The sequence below is a fragment of the Pseudomonas knackmussii B13 genome (genome assembly GCF_000689415.1).
Lineage (GTDB): Bacteria > Pseudomonadota > Gammaproteobacteria > Pseudomonadales > Pseudomonadaceae > Pseudomonas > Pseudomonas knackmussii.
Map to the genome: position 1 here is coordinate 3,409,635 of NZ_HG322950.1, position 16,492 is coordinate 3,426,126.

The window sequence follows — 16,492 nt, forward strand, 5'->3', positions numbered from 1 at the left end:
CGCCATGGAACAGAAACGTCCTTCCATTCCGATACAGGTGCAGGCGTTCCGTCGTCGTCACTGGCGGCCCCGCTGGCCTTGGGCCTTGGCGGTTGCGCTGATCGCGCTGCTGCTGATCTGGCTCGTGTCCCGGTCGCCCGGCGAATCCTCACCGCAATCGCCGACGCCGGTCAGCACGGCGCAGGTGGCCGGGCCTCCCTGGCAGATGGGCAACCCGGAGGGCCGTTTCACGCTGACGCTCTATGCGGATCTCGAATGCCCATTCTGCCGGGAGTACTTCCCGCAGCTCAAGCGCTGGGTCGGCCGCAACGCCGATGTGGTCCTGCAATGGCACCACCAGCCGTTGGCCGCGCACGAGCCGGCCGCGTCGGCCGAGGCGCGTCTTGTCGAGTGCGTCGCCGAAGCTGGCGGGCATGCTGCCTTCTGGCAGGCCGTCGAGTGGGTCTATGCTCACACACGCAGCGACGGCCAGGGATTGCCCGATGGCCTGCGCTACCCCGAATCTACGCCGGCCGTCGAACAGTGCATGGCAAGCGAGCGGGCCGATGCAGTCATCCATGCCCAGGCCGTGGAAGCCACGAAAAGTGGTGTAACGGCCACGCCGTCGCTGCGCCTGCTTGATCGCCAGACGGGCCAGGCCATCCTGCTGCAGGGGCCGATCGAAGGCGATGCCTTGCTGTCGGCGATGGACATGCTGTCCGCTGCCGAACCAGCCGCCACACCTACCGCCGAAATGCCTGCCGACGTTGTCGGCGACATGCCCAGGTAGTCCTCGGTCTTCAAGGCTACGGCGCGGTTGCCCGCGCTGACCGATACCCGTTCGCTCCGCATCCTGGCCGCGAACAATCACCGCTGCGCGGTGGTGGATGCACCTTGTTCCGTTGTTTCTATCCCAGGAGGGCTTGCCCTCCCAGGGTGTGCGCCCTCCGATCTCACCCTCCGGAGGTTCGCCATGTCTTTCGTCGTCAATGACTCCTGCATGGAGTCGCTTTCCGCCGTCGCAGCCCATCATGAGGACTGGATCATCCAGCAGGCTATCGCGTTGCTGGAGAGACGGATCTTCAAAGTCGGACCGTGCCTCAGCGGACCGGCGGCCGTGCGGGATTATCTGCGTTTAAAACTGGTCGCTGAGCCCAATGAAGTGTTCGCAGCCGTGTTCCTGGACAGCATGCATCAAGTGTTGGCCTACGAGCCGCTGTTCAGGGGCACGATCAATTCGACTGCGGTCTATCCGCGTGTCGTCGTACAGCGTGTATTAGAGCTGAAAGCCGCCGCAGTGGTCTTCGCGCACCAGCACCCTTCGGGTTCCACCGAACCGTCGAACGCCGATCGCGCGCTGACCCAGCGATTGCAGGCTGCGCTGGCGCTCATCGATGTTCGGCTACTGGACCACATCGTCGTCGGTCTGGGAAACCCCTATTCCTTCGCTGAGCACGGCCTGCTGTAGCGCATCGCCTCATTGATCACTGCGGGGGCTTCGGCCTCCGTTTTTCTTCGCAGCGGGACAAGCAGGTATGCGGGGTGTCCGTGATGCGCATTGTTTGTTGGGGCTGCATCCGGTTCGCGTTTGACTATGGCCCTGATCAACTTCCAGGGGCACGCGACATGCCAGCTTCTTTTTCCAGGTTCTCGCCGCGCTGGCGAACCCTCGGCCTGGCCGTTGCGCTGCCGGTGGCGTTGGCCGCTTTTTGCCCGGCCACCTTCGCCGCCGACGTGCTGGTCGTCACCGACAGCCGGCACCCCCTCAAGACCATGGGCGGCGAACGGCTGATCGAGCTGGACGAAGCGCATCGGATTGAAGCGGAGCTTTCTGTCGAACTCCCCGCCGATTCTGAACAGGCTGCCGCCGTCGTCAAGCGTCGGCTGAATAGTGGCGGTGCCGACCTCCAGCGCCGCATTGCGTCCGCATACCAGGGCGTCACCGACGCATGGAGCCTGGGCATCACCAGCATCCCAGCCGTCGTGGTGGACCAGCGCTACGTGGTCTATGGCGAGCCGGACGTGGCCCGCGCCGTCGCGCGCGTTCAGCAGCACCGGAGGGCTCAGCCGTGACTCGTGCATTCGACCTGATGCGCCGCCTGCGTGCTGGCGTGGCGTCCGTGCTGCTGCTCAGCGCCACGGGCAGCTACGCGCTCAACACCGCAACCATCGTCGGCTCGGTGGCATCTCCAGACTGCCTCGAATACCGCGTCGTCGGGATCTGCTACTGGCTCTACTGTACCTGGACGGGCTGTACGGTACGCACGTCCATCAAGGTCCGCCACTACATCCCCGATGCGGTCGTCTCCAGCTACAGCAACACCGGCGAAAACCCCTGGATCGAAGTCCGGCCGATGAGCACGCCCAACCCATCCGCCCAAGCCGGCGGGGACGGAACGACGAACGAGGACCACGAAAACAACCTCGCCAAGTTCAAGAATGCGGACGTCATCGGCCACCCGGGCGCCGAGGTGTTCAACCAGTTCGTGTCGTCCTCGGGCTACTTCTGCGAGGGTGCGGGCACGGCGTTCATGCCGTACTTGCTCAGCACCCTGGACACGCTGGCCTGGCGCTACAACGTGCCCGAGATGGCCTACCCGGAGGCGCTGATTCCTGGCATGCGCGAGGTCGGCGCACGCACCACGATGAACCTCTGGGGCAACGTGTATCCCCGCGGTGGTTTTCTGCACCAGACCGACGACCACAAGACCGGCGCAGTGATCGCCCAGCGCGCAGGCGATGTCGTCACGCGCCGCGGGCAACTCCACGTCTATCAGCCGTTGCTTGCCAACCCCCGCGATGGCTACTGGCCGGCTGGCGCGCTGATGGAGGGCGATGCCTCGACAGGCAAGTGGCAGGAACTCACACCCGTCCTGTCATCGTCCTGCTCGGTCTTCCCGCGCAGCGGCTCCCTGACCCAGGCCCAGCAGGGCGATTACGCCTGGGCGCTATGGCGGCCGTATGCGTGCTGCGAACGCCGGGGCCAAGTGTTTCTCGGCAGCGTCGATTTCCTCTGAGGTGGTGCCATGAAGTTTCGTCCTGCATTCAATCCGTTCTCCCCCCGTGTACCTCGCACGAAGATCGTTCTGGCGCTGGCTGGTGCGCTGGCCTTGGCCAGCGGCGTGGCCTGGGGCCAACTGGGCTACCAGACGGGCGGCAGCGTCATCGGCGATGACGTCATGTACTCCATCGGTGGCGGCAGCGCAGTGTCCATGGGACGTGCCGCAGGAATGCAATCGATCGGCGTGGGCGTGGGCTGGAACTCAAATCTCGTCTGCGGCGACATGAGCCTCCAGACCACTCTGCGCAACCAGCTCAACGGCATCACGAACGGCTTTCAGCAGATCATGGGGAACGTGATCCAGAGCGCCACCAGCGCCGTGGCATCCCTGCCTGCGCTGATCATTCAGCGCGCCGACCCGGGCTTGTACAACCTGCTCACCAATGGCGTGCTGCAAGCGCGGCTGGATTTCGACCGTTCCAAGCTGACGTGCCGCGCAATGGCCGAGAAGATGGCCGACACAGCGGGCGGCCAGCTCGGCTGGAGCCGGATGGCAGAAGGTTTGGCGCTGCGCGATGCGGTGTCAAGCACGGATGCGGTCTCGGCCATCGAGCAGGCCGAAACGCGCCGCGGCAATGACGGTGTGCCGTGGGTCGGGGGTAGCAACGCGGGGGGCTCTGGTCAGCCCGCGATTAAGGTCGTCGGCGATGTCACCCGCGCCGGCTACAACCTAGTCAACGGCCGCGGCGTGACCGATACGTCGTCTATCGCACCGACCAGTTGTAGCAGCCTCTCGTGCCAGACCTGGACCTCGCCGCAGGCCGCCGTCGAGTGGGCCACGCGCGTACTCGGCGAGAAGGAACAGCGCACTTGCGATGCCTGCACCAAAACCGAGACGACGCCCGGCGTAGGACTGACGCCGCTGATCCAGGAAGAGTACGACGCCAAGCTGCAGGCGCTCCAGGATCTGGTGTCCAAGGCGAAGAACACGACGCCCGAGAACCTGCGCGAAGCTGGCAGTGCATCGCTGCCCATCACCCGCGGCGTCATCGAGGCGCTGCGCGACGAGCCGGACCAGCACCTGCTGTCGCAGCGCCTGGCGTCCGAGGTCGCGCTGTCCTCAGTGCTGGAGAAGGCGCTGCTGCTACAGCGCACGCTGCTCACGGGCAAGAAAGAGCCCAACGTCGCGGCCAACGAGCTTGCGGTGGAGAGCGTGAACAAGGAGAGCGATACGCTCGACCGCGAAATCCGCAACCTCAAGACCGAACTGGAGCTACGGCGCGAACTGGCGAATAACTCGCCCATGGCCATCATCCAGCGGCATGGCACGCGTGCGGCAGGCTCGCGCGGCATCTACGAGGGCGATCCCATCCCCGACCGTCTCGACCGGCTCCAGAAGGGCAATCCGGGAGGCAACCCATGAGCCCGATGCACGCCAGTTGGCTGCGTCCGCGCTGGCTGTTCAGCCGGCGCGCGGTGAAAACCTTGCTGTGGCTTGTGCTGGTCGTGGCCGCCGCGGTGGGGGCCAACGTCGCCGGCATCTACTTGGTCGGCAGTGTTGCGGCCTGGGAGCATTGGCTGGCGGCGTCCGCAGGGTATTTCTTCATCTGGCGGCTGTGCCTGTACGGCGCGACGGTCTATGGATGGGTCTGGATGCGCCGTCGGCTGCTGGCCCGCGAAGACAACGCGCAGGCGCGACGTCGGCTGATCCGCGCCGAGGTCGCCGGCGTCGTCGCCATCGTGGCGCTCGAAGCCAGCCTGTTGATGCAGGCCGCTTGAGGGGAGATCGAGGCCATGACGCTTTTCACGACCGACTACCTGGAGTACTACCTCACCCTCGTGTCCTGGATCGTCAACAACGGCATCTGGGCCGTGCTGGTGTCCAGCGGGGTGTTTGCGCTGCCCTTTGTGGCGATCGTCATCCAGGAATGGCTCAAGGCCAGAGCGGAGGGCGCCGACGAAGGCAACAAGGGCGTGCTCTCGGCGGCGCGCATCGAGAACCGAGTATTTGTGGCCATCGTGGTCGTGATGTTCGCCGGCATTCCGTTCATCGACGTCGACCTCAGCACTATCCAGTACGACAGCTCGCGCTCGGCGCAGTGCCAGGTCAGCGTGCCACAGCCTGCGCAAACTGGCTGGTCGCAGTCCTTCAGCACCATCAACAACCAGTCGGCGAAGGTTCCGGTCTGGTGGGCGTTCATGCACGCGCTTTCGCGCGCCGTCACGAGCGCTTCGGTGGCTGCGATCCCGTGCGGCACAGATCTGAGGCAGATGCGTATGGAGATCGATGCGACCCGTATCGACGACCCGGTGCTGGCTCAGGAAGTGGCGGATTTCTCTCGGGACTGCTATGGACCGGCGCGCGCCAAGCTGTTCATGCAGCGCCCGGATCTCGATGAGCAGCAGATGCACGACGTGACCTGGATCGGCTCGCGCTTTTTCACGGACACAGGTGGCTACTACGACAGCTACCGCTCCAGTACGGCGCGAGAGGCATGGCCCTATGACGACACCCGCGATGCTGGGCTCGCGCAGGTTACCAATGGTGGCGGCTACCCGACCTGCAAGCAGTGGTGGTCCGACGGCAGTAACGGACTGCGCGCGCGGCTGCTGGGGCAAGTGGACCCGAGCCTGCTGAATCGCCTGGCGGGCTGGGCTGGATTCCTGAGCCGGGCCGAGGTGGACGACTCCGTGATCCGCGCCATCGCGTCACCGCGGCAGCAGAAATTGAACCAAGGCAGCGTCTATACGGACTACGGCGGTCAGATCGACAAGACGTTGCCCAATGTCGTCAACCGTGCCACCAGCGATGTTGGCTTGGCGGTTGGGGCTCTCGCCGCCTTCCCGGCAATGGACGTAGTGCGCCAAGCACTGCCCATGGTGCTCGCGCTGCTCAAGATGGCGCTCGTGATCTGCATTCCGCTAGTGCTGGTCGTTGGCACCTATGACCTGAAGATGGTCGTCACCGTCAGCACCGTCCAGTTCGCGCTGTTCTTCACGGACTTCTGGTTTCAGCTCGCACGCTGGATCGACAGCACCATCCTCGATGCGCTCTACGGGTGGGGCTTTGGCTGGAACCGGCCGCATACCAACTTCGACCCGCTGGTGGGGCTGAACAATGCCTTCGGCGACATGCTTTTGATGTTCGTCACCGGCACGATGTTCTTGGTCCTGCCGACTTTCTGGGTGGCAGCTCTTGGGTGGGTCGGAGTAAAAGCCGGGGTAATCGCTCAGAACCTGGCTGTCGGTTCCAAGGAAGCACGCGATAGCGCGGGATCAGGCGTGAACAAGGTTACCGGCAAGGTGCTTTGATCGGTCGCCCATTTCAGTCGTTGAACGGATCGTTCGGGTCGTGCGGATCGATCCGCTGACCGCTGGACGAATACAGGCCAAAGCCTGCCTCGCCGTTTCGCAGTTCGTCCGGTTGCGTCCAGCGATCATCATCGACCGTCGAATTGCTGGCCGTCCATGCTGCGGCAACCCCAACCAGAAGCACCAACGCCAGCCAGAACGCGGCGTAGAACAGCAATCCCAGCGCGACCAGCTTCACTACCCATACGAGCACGGTGGCCCCGGCAAGCGGCATCCCCTTGGAGGCGAGCCAACACGACAACCTTCGCTCGCCGCGCGCATAGGCGCGCCATCCACGGCCAACGCTGCGGCCGAGGCGTTCTGCGGTGCTGATGCGGGTTGTCGTGTTCATGGTCGTCTCCTGCTACATGAGGAATGCCTATTCCAGTTTGCTCCAATCCTGCTTGCTTGCCTGCACCAATACGTTCCAATCGTCTGGCGGATTTCCACGTCCGAGCATTTTCTCGAACACGGCATAGGGATCTGACTTGCTCCCCGAAGACCGCAAGGTCTGCTCATCATTGACCCAGGCGTACACGATGACCTTGGCCTTCGAGTCGTACCGGAAGAACAACCGGAACCGCCTTCCGATCTTGGCCCGTCGCCAGTGCCGGTGGGCGGGCCCCAGGGTGTTGCCCTGGCGGTACTCGTCGCGTGCCGGATCACCGGGCACCACATCTAATATCAACTGATTCAAGGCCCTGAAGAGCTTGACGTTGGCGTTGGACTCGAAGCCCTCCGGGTCGTTCTCTTGCGCGCGCCGTGCGGCTCCGTGCAGTTTTTGCAACTGCTCGATCACACAGTCGTGGAACAGCAATGCCCAGCCATGCCGTTGCATCAGAGTTCCACTTCGCCGTCGATCTCCTCGCCCAGGTTCACGCTATGACCTGCATGCTCCAGCATGGCACGAGCCAAGTCCTCGGGCAGGCCCTGGACATTCCGACCAGCCTCGATGTCGCGGGCCAGCAGGCTCAGGAACGCGCCGATGGCGGGGTCCTCGTGCTCGGCGTCAACGCGGGTGACAACGACTTCGCTGCCCCGCAGGTCGAACGCGAGCTTGCCGCCGGCATCGACACCGAGCGCCTGCCGGATGGGCTTGGGCAGCGTGATCTGGCCTTTGGACGTCAGCGTGGCAACTTCATGAATGGCAGGCATGGTGGTTCTCCTGATAGCGACACCACTATGGTAAGGAAATTTCCTTACCGTGTCAATGTTAGCCCTCATGATGCTCTCCAGAGTCCAAGAATCGGGCCATCGTATGGGGGGGAACAGCGAGCCTTCACGCACCAATCCGGCTCGCTGCAACCCGCATTGGTGGTGGACGGCAAGCGCACGCCGCCCTATATCCAAATGGTTAAAGGCCAAAGGGCCGAAAGGGCAATGGAAGGGGCTGCAAGGGGAAAGGCCCTACCTCGAAAAGGCAAAAGGCCTCCCGGTCGGCCCGCCACTAGGACACCCACATGCTCTCTCTGTTCCAGCGAAAACGGCCCGTGGTCGCTTCTGCTCCGTCGCCAGCGCCCTCCAACGACCTCCCGAAAGGGCGGCTGCGGCCCGAGTCGGCCGCCTCGCTGCTGGCGACACCGCGCCGGCAGAAGCTACTGGAACACATCTGGCAGCGCACGTCGCTGTCGCGCAAGCAGTTCGCCACCCTCTATCGCGCACCGCTGGAGCGCTACGCCGAGCTGGTCCAGCGGTTTCCCGCCTCGGAGGCCCATCACCATGCGTACCCCGGCGGCATGCTGGACCACGGACTGGAGATCGTTGCCTACGCCCTCAAGCTGCGTCAATCGCACCTGCTCCCGGCCGGCAGCACCCCGGAGGACCAGGCCGCGCAATCCGAAGCCTGGACCGCCGCCGTCGCCTACGCGGCCTTGCTGCACGACGTCGGCAAGCTCGCCGTCGATCTCCACGTCGAGCTGGCCGACGGCAGCACGTGGCACCCTTGGCACGGCCCCCTGCGCCAGCCGTACCGCTTCCGCTACCGCGAGGACCGCGAGTACCGCCTCCATAGCGCCGCAACGGGCTTGCTCTACCGCCAACTGCTGGACGCCCAGCTTCTGGACTGGCTCAGTGGCTACCCCGCCCTTTGGGGGCCGTTGCTCTACGTCCTGGCTGGCCAGTACGAGCACGCCGGGGTGCTGGGCGAGCTGGTCGTGCAGGCCGACCGCGCCTCCGTCGCCCAAGAGCTGGGCGGCGATCCGGCGCGCGCCATGGCCGCGCCCAAGCATGCGCTACAGCGCAAACTGCTGGACGGGTTGCGCTATCTGCTCAAGGAAGAGTTGAAGCTGAACCAGCCCGAGGCCTCTGATGGCTGGCTCACCGAGGACGCACTATGGCTGGTGAGCAAGACGGTTTCCGACAAGCTGCGCGCGCATCTGCTGTCCCAAGGTATTGACGGCATTCCCGCGAACAACACCGCCGTGTTCAACGTGCTGCAGGATCACGGCATGTTGCATCCCACGACGGACGGCAAAGCAGTCTGGCGCGCGACCGTGACCAGCGCGACCGGGTGGTCCCACTCGTTCACTCTGTTGCGCCTCGCTCCCGCGCTGATATGGGAACCAGGCGAACGGCCCGTTCCTTTCGCTGGGACGGTGGCGATCGACGCCGTACCCAACGATAAGTCGGTCGCCCAGCCGGCAGCCGTCGCGGAAACGACCCAGGAAGGCCAAGAAGCGCCACCATGGGAAAGCAGCAGCGTCGCGGTACCGTCGCCCGCGACTCAAACAGTACCCGACGTGTTGGAGGACATGCTGGCGATGGTGGGAATGGGCAATTCGTCCGGCACGCAGCAGGATGAGGAGGCCACCTCGCATGCGGCCGACGCAACACCATCCGAAGCCCCTATGCCAGCGATGGCTGCAGCTTCACCACCATCGCCTGTGCCCCCGGCTGCGCCATCGTCCGCTACTGCGCAGCCATCCGGCGAGCATTTCATGGCATGGCTGAAGCAGGGAATCGTTTCGCGCCGGCTCATCATCAATGATGCGAAAGCGCTCGTGCATACCGTGAGCGACACGGCTTACCTGGTCAGCCCAGGCGTGTTCCAGCGATACGCACGAGAGCACCCGCAGGTAGGCATGCTTGCTAAGCAAGAGAGCCAGCAGGATTGGCAATGGGTGCAAAAGCGTTTCGAGAAATTGCAGTTGCACCGCAAACACATCAATGGCCTAAACGTCTGGGCGTGCTCCGTTACAGGATCGCGCAAGTCACGCCAGTTGCACGGCTATCTCCTTCGTGATCCGCTGCCCTTATTCGGCAAAGTACCGCCGAATAATCCTTACTTGTCAATCTTGCAAAGCATTTAGCGCGCAACAAGGAACAAATACGGTCTGCAACCCATGGAAGCGAATGAGATAAAGCAGCGGGTCAGACGAGGAATAGATATCTTCATGAAAATATATGGGAAGCACGATGAGGATTAACCATTTCCTGCGCACTGTTTCACCGTCCAACAGGCCTAGCTGACTAATGTGCTGGGCCAGGGGTATTTGTTGATTGTGCGACCGACGCACGAGTGTTGGTTCAGGGCGATGGATACGTCGGCTGAGCACGTCGAAGCAGTGTTCTGTCGGTTCACGGTTGAGCCGACGGCAGGCCGGTGCTCTCAATTTTTTTTGACCATTTTCACGACTTGAGCCGGCGTTATGCCGTCCTCGATGACGGCATGGAATTCAGCCTGGTGCCTTGGCGACCGGTGATTGAACAGCGGCTGGGGCAGCGGATCGTCGCGACGGCGCGTGGTGGCGGTGTGTCGTGGAAGATCGGGCGGCAGCGATCCTCCCAATCGTAGATACTTGGCTTGCTTAGTCTCGGCGTTTTTTATTTAGGCTCTGGTCTTGTAAAACGGCTGGGGGATTTGCCGAATAGCTGTTTAAAGGCATGAGTAAATGCCGAAGGCGTGGAATAGCCAATTGTTAATGCCACCTCTGTCACTGTAATGTCTGACCTCAACATTTCAAGCGAGCCAAGAAGCCGCATGCGTTGTCGCCATGTGTGATACGGCAAACCCGTAGCCCGCAGGAAATGTCGAGTAAATGTACGTGACGACATGCGAGCAAGACCTGCGGACTCATCGAGTGTATGGGCTAGATGTGGGGCGCTCTGAATTGTCAAGCAAACTTCAAGTAGTCTAGGTTCAGTAGGGAACGGCAGATTAAACGGGGCATCCGGCAGCGATTGCAACGAATCTAGCAGCACTTTAACCTTTCGTCCGTCTGCACCGTCTTCATCATACTTAACAGGTATAGATGTACAGCCGTGATGGATGAATGCACGGACAAACTCATCCACCATTACCACCCGTGGCTCTTGATCTTGTATGGCTACAGCAGTTGGTTCGATATACAAACTTTCCAACTCGACCTCTTCGCCAATCCATAGGGTATGAACACAGCCAGGAGGTATCCACACTCCGTAGTCGGGCGGCAATGTCAATGTAGTCGCCCCCGCTTGCACCTGCATCAGGCCATTTCGGGCGAATAGAAATTGCCACCAGACATGCTCGTGGCCCTGGACACAGGTTCCCCCCTTGAGGCTATATGCACGAAAATACACATGCCGAGGCAACTCCTTCAGCGAAGAGGTGCAGGCAAGACACCAATCCCGATTGTGGATTCTAGCCATCACGATCTAATCTCCGTTGGCAGCTACTCGATATATGTTGGCATTGTATCGAAAGCGCGCCTGGGATGCGACCGATATCCTATCGTTATTTAGTGCTAGGAATTAATCGCATGAAATATAAGCTGTTGCTGCCCTGGTTGATGGTGTTTGGTGCAGGCCTTTGCCTGCGTACCGGTATCTCGTCACTTTCCCCGGTGCTTGATAAAATCCAGCAGGAACTTGTCATCAGCAGTAGCTCCCTGGGCCTGTTGACTGCCATCCCGGTTGTCTGCATGGGTGTGTTGTCACCGCTCGGCCATGCCTTCGATCGCCATCTTGGTCTAAAAAAGTCCATGATTGTGGCGCTCGCCGTGCTAACGATAGGCTTGGCACTTCGCCTTCATGCAGAAACTTATGGCCTTCTCCTTCTGACCGCAGCATTGGTCGGTGTTGGTGACGCCATCATTCGGCCACTGTTGAGCGGCTTCATTAAAGAGACCTTTCACAATAAAACACATGCGGCTATGGGGCTGTATGCCACAGCAATGGGTGTCGGTTCTGCCGCTGCTGCATACGCAACACCATTCCTGTCTAGCGGCACTGAGAGTTGGCAAGGCGGCCTAGCATTTTGGGCAATCCCTGCGGCTGTAGCCGGCGTGTTGTGGGCCATGTGGCCAGGTGCTGCACATGAAGCTGCCCATGTGCAACATGGGCACAAGCATGGGCTAAATCGGCTGGAAGTAGCGGCATTGACGCTGTTCTTCGGTTTGCAGGCCGGCATCAACTACACGATTGTTGCGTGGCTGCCTAGCCTGTACCTTGCCTCGGGATTCTCCCAGCACGCGAGCAGCGCATTGATCGCACTGTTCCTAATACTACAGACATCGACTAGCCTGTTTTTTCCTGTTGTCATGCGAACCCTGCGTGCGGGCGTTGCCGGTGCAATGGTCACTTTCACCGCCTTGGCTATCGCTGGCTTCTTTATGCTGTGGTGGCTTCCACAGACAGTTTGGGGAGCGGCCGTGCTTCTTGGCGTTGCGACAGGTGGCTTATTCCCAATTGCGTTGCTTCTCCCGCTTGAATTTTCTTCGTCCCGCAGTGAAGCAACACGCCTAAGTGGCTTGACACAATCTGGGGGCTACCTGATAGCTGGTGTAACGCCGTGGATTGCCGGTATAGCGGCGGATCATATGGGCGCTGTCCGTGGTATTGCGTCGCAGAGCCTGCTTATGGGTATCGTGCTGATCGTCGTGGTCGGACAGGTGCGAGCATCCTATCGTCGCCATACAAAATACATCCGTGAAAAAGCGTAGGTGCCACTATAGAACTGCGGTATTTGCGCTGCTTTCTAGCTGTAGCCGAAAGACTGCATTTCGCGCAAGCGGCCGAACGACTGCACATCGAACAGTCGCCGCTGTCGCGTGCAATCAAGGAACTAGAGGACGAACCGGGCGCACAGTTATTCATTCATACCAGCCGCACCACGGCCTGTTGCCGCAGCAGTTATTAGGCAAGTCGTTGGCAGTCGATTCATCTTCGGTGACGAGGCTGTTAGATCGGCTTGAGAAGAAGGGCATGAGCCAGAGAGCGGCGCAAGAGCGCGCCGATCGCCCGCACGATCGAAGAGTGATCGAAATTGTTCTGACTGAGCGCGGAAACAAGGCGATAGACGAGTTGAAGTCTCATTGGCGCTCCGCGCTTGCGGAATTGACGGAGGCGCTCAAACAAAGCGAGATACATGCCTTATTGCGCCTGCCGCAATTGTGCAATCAGGACGCGCTTCAACTTGACCTCGATAGCAAACCGTTGTCCCTCACAGAACCACGGCCGTGAAACGGGAATCGGGGCCGCTTCATGGTGCTATATACATGGGCACGTAGCCTCACAGCTCATCGCTCCCTGAACAAGGGCGTGGTCAATTGACGGCTTACGATTCGTTCGATGTCACGCAAAGGGTGCTCGCCTGACAACGCCGCCTGCGAGGGCTTCTTCGGCAGGCTGAAGACGGAAATGTTCTACCCTCGAGACGGGAAAGCCGCGAGCATCGAGCAGTTCACCCAGGCCCTGGACGCATACATCCGCTGGTACAACGAGAAACGGATCAAGATCTCACTGGGCGCTCTCAGCCCTGTTGAATATCGCAAGAGCCTGGGGCTCATGGCATAACCAGTCCAAGAAATCCGCCGCACCCCCGGTGGCTCAGATTTACTTCGGCGCGGACACTTTGGGCAAGGACAACGCAAGATGCGCTACGACTTCATTCCCACGGCCGTTTTCACGGACCCCAGCATCGGAACCGTGGGATACAGCGAGGCGCAGGCGCGCGAAGAATTCGGGGAAGTGGCGGTGTATCGAAGCGCGTTCAGGCCGCTCAAGCACACTCTGTCGGGCAGCACCGAGCGCGCCCTGGTCAAGTTGGTGGTAGATACCGCCAGCGACCGCGTCGTAGGCCTGCATATTGTTGGCCAGGACGCAGGCGAGATTGTGCAGGGGTTCGCAGTGGCCATAAAGGCCGGGGCTACCAAAGCCGTATTTGACAGCACTATCGGCATCCATCCGACTTTGGCTGAAGAGATCGTGACACTGCGCAATCCGGTCGCGAGTCCGGCAAGCGCCCTTGACATTTAACCTGCCGGCACTCGCACCTGAGCCGAGCTCACGCTCGAGCTGGCGCAAGAGCGTCGCCCGCAGCACTCACTTGGAGGCCGCGACGCGACCCCGATGCAGACCTACTAGGCGGCGCACGCATTTTTCTGACGCCGTTATCGCTCGTTTGCAGCGCTGCGAGCACCGGGCTGGAGTCGTGCTACGGTCTCCGACCAATCCGGTATGAGCGCGGCGAAATGCCGAACATCCGCTTGAATGCGCGGCTGAAGTAGGCGTTATTCCAGAAACCCCATCGCATCGCGATCCCGGCCACGGACAGCGACGAGTGCATCGCATTGCCGAGGTCCTCTTTGCACCGCAGAAGACGCCGATGGGTGACGTAGGTCGACACTCCCAGTTCCTCGGCGCTGAAGAGCCCATGCAGCGTGCGTACCGACATTCCGTTGGCCGATGCAATCGCATGCGGGTCGAGCCTCGGGTTGGCCAGGTTCAACTCAATGTACGATTTCACCCTGAGCAGCCGGAGTTCGCGCTCGTTGGCCTCATCGGTTCGAAGCTCGAGCAACTCGGAAACCATCGAGGTTGCCAGATGGACTGCGACGCTGCCAAGCGATGTCCTGGCAATCACTCCGGAAGACGTATGGCCGCTGCGGACCTCCTCGATCAAGGACGCCAGCAACTTACCCGCGCCTGACACTGCGTCGAACGGCCTGCCCGCAACATCCGAAAGCCTGCTCCCAGCAAACGCAAGACTTGCGTGCGGCAACTGCAGCACATGCAGGTCGAAGTCCTCGTCGAACTCAAGCTCGAAGGGATAGTTCGAGTCGTAGAGCACGAACTGCATCGGTGCAACCTGGACAGTTCGGCCGTGCTGGCTGACTTTCCATCGGGCTTTGGGCGCAAAGCCGAACATCAGGCATTCATCGCTCGACAGGCGGATCAGTGCGCTGGTTCTCGCCACGCGCTGTGGCGAAGCGCGAACAACCGTAAGCTCCGCCTCGCCCAGTCGCTCGTTGTGCAGGCTTGCTCGGAACTCGCCTGCACGGGGAGGCTGCACGCTCGACGGGATGAACGTACTCGAAACGACCTCGTTCCAGTACGGGAGGCGATCCGCCATCGCCATCCCGTCCGTGGTGAAGCAGGAGCTCGTCTGCATATTGCACTCCAGGACAAGAAACGCTGCGCTAGGAGGAAAACTTTTGTGGCTTTTGCATCCTACATTGCGATGCCCGCAGCGACACATAGGTCTTGCACGGGGTCCCGCATGTCCGTCGGGCGCCTGAACGCAGACACATGCCGAAGTGCAGAGGCATCGGCGTCAGTCGTAGCGAAAACGGCAAATAGGACGAACTACCACGAGAGGAAGACATGAAGATCGAGCCGGGACTGGCCATCGCGACTGCGGCAACGCAGTATGCCGAACGCACCGCACTGGTGACGGACGACGGACAGGAAACATACTTTGAACTCAACAGGCAGGCGAACAAGGCTGGTTCCGCAATCGCTGATCGACTAAAAATCCCGCGGGGCAGCGCCATCGGGGTTTTGTCGTACAACCGAAGGGAAATTGTTCACTGCTGGCTCGGTTTCGACAAGTTCGGATTTCCTCGCGTCGCCTTGCATGCGCATCTCCCGATCCAGACTCACATCGCGACTTTACGTGCCGCGAAGGCGCGGGTTCTGGTGTTCGATGTGCGGTTCGCGCAGGCGATCGCCGAGCATCTCGACGCGCTCAAGGCCCTCCATCTGGTCGGCATCGGTGCAGAACACGAGGTGCCTGGATGGGCGACTCCCTTTGCCACTCTGCTAGATCAAGCGAGTGACGAGGAGCCGCACTTCGAGGTGGACGATGACGCTCCCTACTATCTTCAGCCGACGAGCGGCACTACTGGCATGCCCAAGCTCTGGGAAATGTCCCACCGCGCATGGCTGGCGATGGTCTCGCAGAATCTGGAGCACCTGGACTCCTTTGGTCCCAACGCGGGCTCTCTCTCCAAGGACGACGTGTGCCTGCATTTCCATTCTCTGCAATGGTGCAGCGGTGCACACAATCTCTACCCGCACCTCGTCCGGGGAGCCCGGAACGTGATACTGGACGACGAGCGGTTCGATCCAGGGAGGGTGGTCGATGCAATCGTGCGACACGGGGTCACCAATGCCTTCGTGCCAGGCCCCCTGCTACCTCAGCTCCTCGACGAAATCGAATCGCGCGGCGGCATCGAGCACTGCCTGCGCAGGCTGATCGTCTTCTTTGCCACGCCCGAGCTGCTGCAACGGACCAGCCGGTTGCTGGGCGACGTGTGGTGCCATGCGTACGGTGTCACTGAGATGGGAGGCGTCGCGACGCGGTTGCTGTGGAGCGATGTAGAGGACGATGAACGCCGCTGGGGAAGCATCGGCCGACCCGCGTCGTTCCTATTTCAGCTGGACGTCGTCAATGATCTCGGCGAACGGCAGGCGCCGGGCGAAGTTGGCGAGATCCGCGCACGCAGTCCAATGTCTCGCGGTCGTTACGTAGACCGGCTGGATCTTTCAGCACTCGACGCCAATGACTGGTTCAAACCCCGCGATTTGGCCTACATGGACGAGTGTGGTTTCGCCTACTACGTCGATCGCTGCACCGACGTCATCAACATCAACGGCCGCACCGTCTACCCACATACGGTCGAAGAACAGATCCTTGCGCACCCGAGCGTGCGGCAGTGCGGCGTCGTCGCGGTGCGCATCGGCGGGGTGGATCGCCTGGTGGCGGGCGTCGCGCTGCGTCCCGGCGCCGAATCCGGCGACGCCATGGCAGCCGAAATCCGTCTTGCCGGTTGTAAGAGACTAAAGCCCCACGAGACACTGCACGCCGTGTTCATCCTGGACGAGCTGCCGACCGTGCTCTCCGGCGCGAAGGTTAGACGCGCCGACCTGCAGGCGCAGCTCACGGCACGGCATGCGGGTTGA

At 61.5% G+C, this 16,492-nt stretch carries 17 protein-coding genes and 3 pseudogenes; 15 read left to right on the forward strand and 5 right to left on the reverse strand.

What is annotated here, in order from left to right; translation table 11 throughout:
- Positions 1–4 precede the first annotated feature (4 nt).
- From PKB_RS15870 to PKB_RS15900, 7 genes are all read left to right on the forward strand, one after another.
- Entirely contained in the window at positions 5–769 is a 765-nt protein-coding gene (locus PKB_RS15870) for a DsbA family protein (RefSeq protein ID WP_011489307.1), read from the forward strand.
- A gap of 183 nt (positions 770–952) precedes the next feature.
- Positions 953–1,447 carry a JAB domain-containing protein gene (locus tag PKB_RS15875; protein ID WP_011489308.1) on the forward strand — a complete coding sequence of 165 codons (495 nt, stop codon included), beginning with the start codon at positions 953–955 and terminating at the stop codon, positions 1,445–1,447.
- Between the two features lie 158 nt (positions 1,448–1,605).
- Positions 1,606–2,052 (forward strand): TIGR03757 family integrating conjugative element protein, encoded by a 447-nt coding sequence (locus tag PKB_RS15880; protein ID WP_011489309.1) that lies wholly within the window; start codon positions 1,606–1,608, stop codon positions 2,050–2,052.
- Between the two features lie 17 nt (positions 2,053–2,069).
- Positions 2,070–2,996, forward strand: coding sequence for a TIGR03756 family integrating conjugative element protein (locus PKB_RS15885; protein WP_247747968.1), 927 nt, complete (start codon positions 2,070–2,072; stop codon positions 2,994–2,996).
- Between the two features lie 9 nt (positions 2,997–3,005).
- Entirely contained in the window at positions 3,006–4,403 is a 1,398-nt protein-coding gene (locus PKB_RS15890; protein WP_011489311.1) for an integrating conjugative element protein, read from the forward strand.
- On the forward strand, positions 4,400–4,759 hold the full coding sequence (locus PKB_RS15895; protein ID WP_011489312.1) for a hypothetical protein: 360 nt from the start codon (positions 4,400–4,402) through the stop codon (positions 4,757–4,759). The genes PKB_RS15890 and PKB_RS15895 overlap by 4 nt, the downstream gene beginning before the upstream one ends.
- A 15-nt stretch (positions 4,760–4,774) precedes the next feature.
- Positions 4,775–6,292 carry a conjugal transfer protein TraG N-terminal domain-containing protein gene (locus tag PKB_RS15900; RefSeq protein ID WP_011489313.1) on the forward strand — a complete coding sequence of 506 codons (1,518 nt, stop codon included), beginning with the start codon at positions 4,775–4,777 and terminating at the stop codon, positions 6,290–6,292.
- A gap of 13 nt (positions 6,293–6,305) precedes the next feature.
- Here the strand turns inward: PKB_RS15900 and PKB_RS15905 are convergent, their stop codons facing one another.
- The 3 genes from PKB_RS15905 to PKB_RS15915 are packed head-to-tail and all read right to left on the reverse strand — an operon-like array spanning position 6,306 to position 7,486.
- Complete coding sequence (locus PKB_RS15905; RefSeq protein WP_011489314.1) at positions 6,306–6,683, reverse strand: DUF3742 family protein; 378 nt, start codon at positions 6,681–6,683, stop codon at positions 6,306–6,308.
- Between the two features lie 27 nt (positions 6,684–6,710).
- Positions 6,711–7,169 (reverse strand): type II toxin-antitoxin system YhaV family toxin, encoded by a 459-nt coding sequence (locus PKB_RS15910; RefSeq protein WP_011489315.1) that lies wholly within the window; start codon positions 7,167–7,169, stop codon positions 6,711–6,713.
- Entirely contained in the window at positions 7,169–7,486 is a 318-nt protein-coding gene (locus tag PKB_RS15915) for a type II toxin-antitoxin system PrlF family antitoxin (RefSeq protein ID WP_003290252.1), read from the reverse strand. Before PKB_RS15915 ends, PKB_RS15910 begins: the two co-directional genes overlap by 1 nt.
- A 305-nt stretch (positions 7,487–7,791) precedes the next feature.
- Between PKB_RS15915 and mobH the strand changes: the two genes are divergently transcribed.
- Both mobH and PKB_RS29165 read left to right on the forward strand, forming a co-directional pair.
- On the forward strand, positions 7,792–9,639 hold the full coding sequence (gene mobH / locus PKB_RS15920; RefSeq protein WP_011489317.1) for a MobH family relaxase: 1,848 nt from the start codon (positions 7,792–7,794) through the stop codon (positions 9,637–9,639).
- A gap of 281 nt (positions 9,640–9,920) precedes the next feature.
- A pseudogene (locus PKB_RS29165) lies at positions 9,921–10,124 on the forward strand (DUF3363 domain-containing protein); the annotation flags it as partial.
- Positions 10,125–10,153: 29 nt separating this feature from the next.
- Here the strand turns inward: PKB_RS29165 and PKB_RS29170 are convergent.
- Positions 10,154–10,795: an AraC family transcriptional regulator gene (locus tag PKB_RS29170; protein WP_197539222.1), complete on the reverse strand. Its 642-nt coding sequence runs from the start codon at positions 10,793–10,795 to the stop codon at positions 10,154–10,156.
- Positions 10,796–11,067: 272 nt separating this feature from the next.
- Here PKB_RS29170 and PKB_RS15925 point away from each other — a divergent pair, with 272 nt between their 5' ends.
- From PKB_RS15925 to PKB_RS15940, 5 genes and pseudogenes are all read left to right on the forward strand, one after another.
- Positions 11,068–12,249, forward strand: a complete 1,182-nt coding sequence (locus PKB_RS15925; RefSeq protein ID WP_038457537.1) for an MFS transporter — start codon at positions 11,068–11,070, stop codon at positions 12,247–12,249.
- An 8-nt stretch (positions 12,250–12,257) separates the two neighbouring features.
- A pseudogene (locus PKB_RS29175) lies at positions 12,258–12,437 on the forward strand (LysR family transcriptional regulator); the annotation flags it as partial.
- Between the two features lie 74 nt (positions 12,438–12,511).
- Positions 12,512–12,769: a MarR family winged helix-turn-helix transcriptional regulator gene (locus PKB_RS15930; RefSeq protein ID WP_233518771.1), complete on the forward strand. Its 258-nt coding sequence runs from the start codon at positions 12,512–12,514 to the stop codon at positions 12,767–12,769.
- 99 nt (positions 12,770–12,868) lie between these two features.
- A pseudogene (locus tag PKB_RS15935) lies at positions 12,869–13,102 on the forward strand (IS3 family transposase); the annotation flags it as partial.
- 78 nt (positions 13,103–13,180) lie between these two features.
- Positions 13,181–13,564: an NAD(P)/FAD-dependent oxidoreductase gene (locus tag PKB_RS15940; protein WP_020205778.1), complete on the forward strand. Its 384-nt coding sequence runs from the start codon at positions 13,181–13,183 to the stop codon at positions 13,562–13,564.
- Positions 13,565–13,742: 178 nt separating this feature from the next.
- On the opposite strand, the gene PKB_RS15945 is transcribed toward PKB_RS15940, so the two are convergent.
- On the reverse strand, positions 13,743–14,699 hold the full coding sequence (locus PKB_RS15945; RefSeq protein WP_020205777.1) for an AraC-like ligand-binding domain-containing protein: 957 nt from the start codon (positions 14,697–14,699) through the stop codon (positions 13,743–13,745).
- Positions 14,700–14,911: 212 nt separating this feature from the next.
- On the opposite strand from PKB_RS15945, the gene PKB_RS15950 reads away from it, so the two are divergent.
- A complete protein-coding gene (locus PKB_RS15950; RefSeq protein ID WP_011489321.1) occupies positions 14,912–16,492 on the forward strand; it encodes a class I adenylate-forming enzyme family protein in 1,581 nt (526 codons plus the stop codon).

Bases quoted from the DNA above. Each gene is read 5' to 3' on its own strand.
- PKB_RS15870 (WP_011489307.1), top strand. From the start codon at position 5: ATGGAACAGAAACGTCCTTCCATTCCGATACAGGTGCAGGCGTTCCGT.
- PKB_RS15875 (WP_011489308.1), top strand. From the start codon at position 953: ATGTCTTTCGTCGTCAATGACTCCTGCATGGAGTCGCTTTCCGCCGTC.
- PKB_RS15905 (WP_011489314.1), bottom strand. From the start codon at position 6,683: ATGAACACGACAACCCGCATCAGCACCGCAGAACGCCTCGGCCGCAGC.
- PKB_RS15945 (WP_020205777.1), bottom strand. From the start codon at position 14,699: ATGCAGACGAGCTCCTGCTTCACCACGGACGGGATGGCGATGGCGGAT.
- PKB_RS15950 (WP_011489321.1), top strand. From the start codon at position 14,912: ATGAAGATCGAGCCGGGACTGGCCATCGCGACTGCGGCAACGCAGTAT.
- PKB_RS15940 (WP_020205778.1), top strand. From the start codon at position 13,181: ATGCGCTACGACTTCATTCCCACGGCCGTTTTCACGGACCCCAGCATC.
- PKB_RS15895 (WP_011489312.1), top strand. From the start codon at position 4,400: ATGAGCCCGATGCACGCCAGTTGGCTGCGTCCGCGCTGGCTGTTCAGC.
- PKB_RS15880 (WP_011489309.1), top strand. From the start codon at position 1,606: ATGCCAGCTTCTTTTTCCAGGTTCTCGCCGCGCTGGCGAACCCTCGGC.
- PKB_RS15930 (WP_233518771.1), top strand. From the start codon at position 12,512: ATGAGCCAGAGAGCGGCGCAAGAGCGCGCCGATCGCCCGCACGATCGA.
- PKB_RS15900 (WP_011489313.1), top strand. From the start codon at position 4,775: ATGACGCTTTTCACGACCGACTACCTGGAGTACTACCTCACCCTCGTG.
- PKB_RS15915 (WP_003290252.1), bottom strand. From the start codon at position 7,486: ATGCCTGCCATTCATGAAGTTGCCACGCTGACGTCCAAAGGCCAGATC.
- mobH (WP_011489317.1), top strand. From the start codon at position 7,792: ATGCTCTCTCTGTTCCAGCGAAAACGGCCCGTGGTCGCTTCTGCTCCG.
- PKB_RS15885 (WP_247747968.1), top strand. From the start codon at position 2,070: ATGCGCCGCCTGCGTGCTGGCGTGGCGTCCGTGCTGCTGCTCAGCGCC.
- PKB_RS15910 (WP_011489315.1), bottom strand. From the start codon at position 7,169: ATGCAACGGCATGGCTGGGCATTGCTGTTCCACGACTGTGTGATCGAG.
- PKB_RS29170 (WP_197539222.1), bottom strand. From the start codon at position 10,795: ATGCAGGTGCAAGCGGGGGCGACTACATTGACATTGCCGCCCGACTAC.
- PKB_RS15925 (WP_038457537.1), top strand. From the start codon at position 11,068: ATGAAATATAAGCTGTTGCTGCCCTGGTTGATGGTGTTTGGTGCAGGC.
- PKB_RS15890 (WP_011489311.1), top strand. From the start codon at position 3,006: ATGAAGTTTCGTCCTGCATTCAATCCGTTCTCCCCCCGTGTACCTCGC.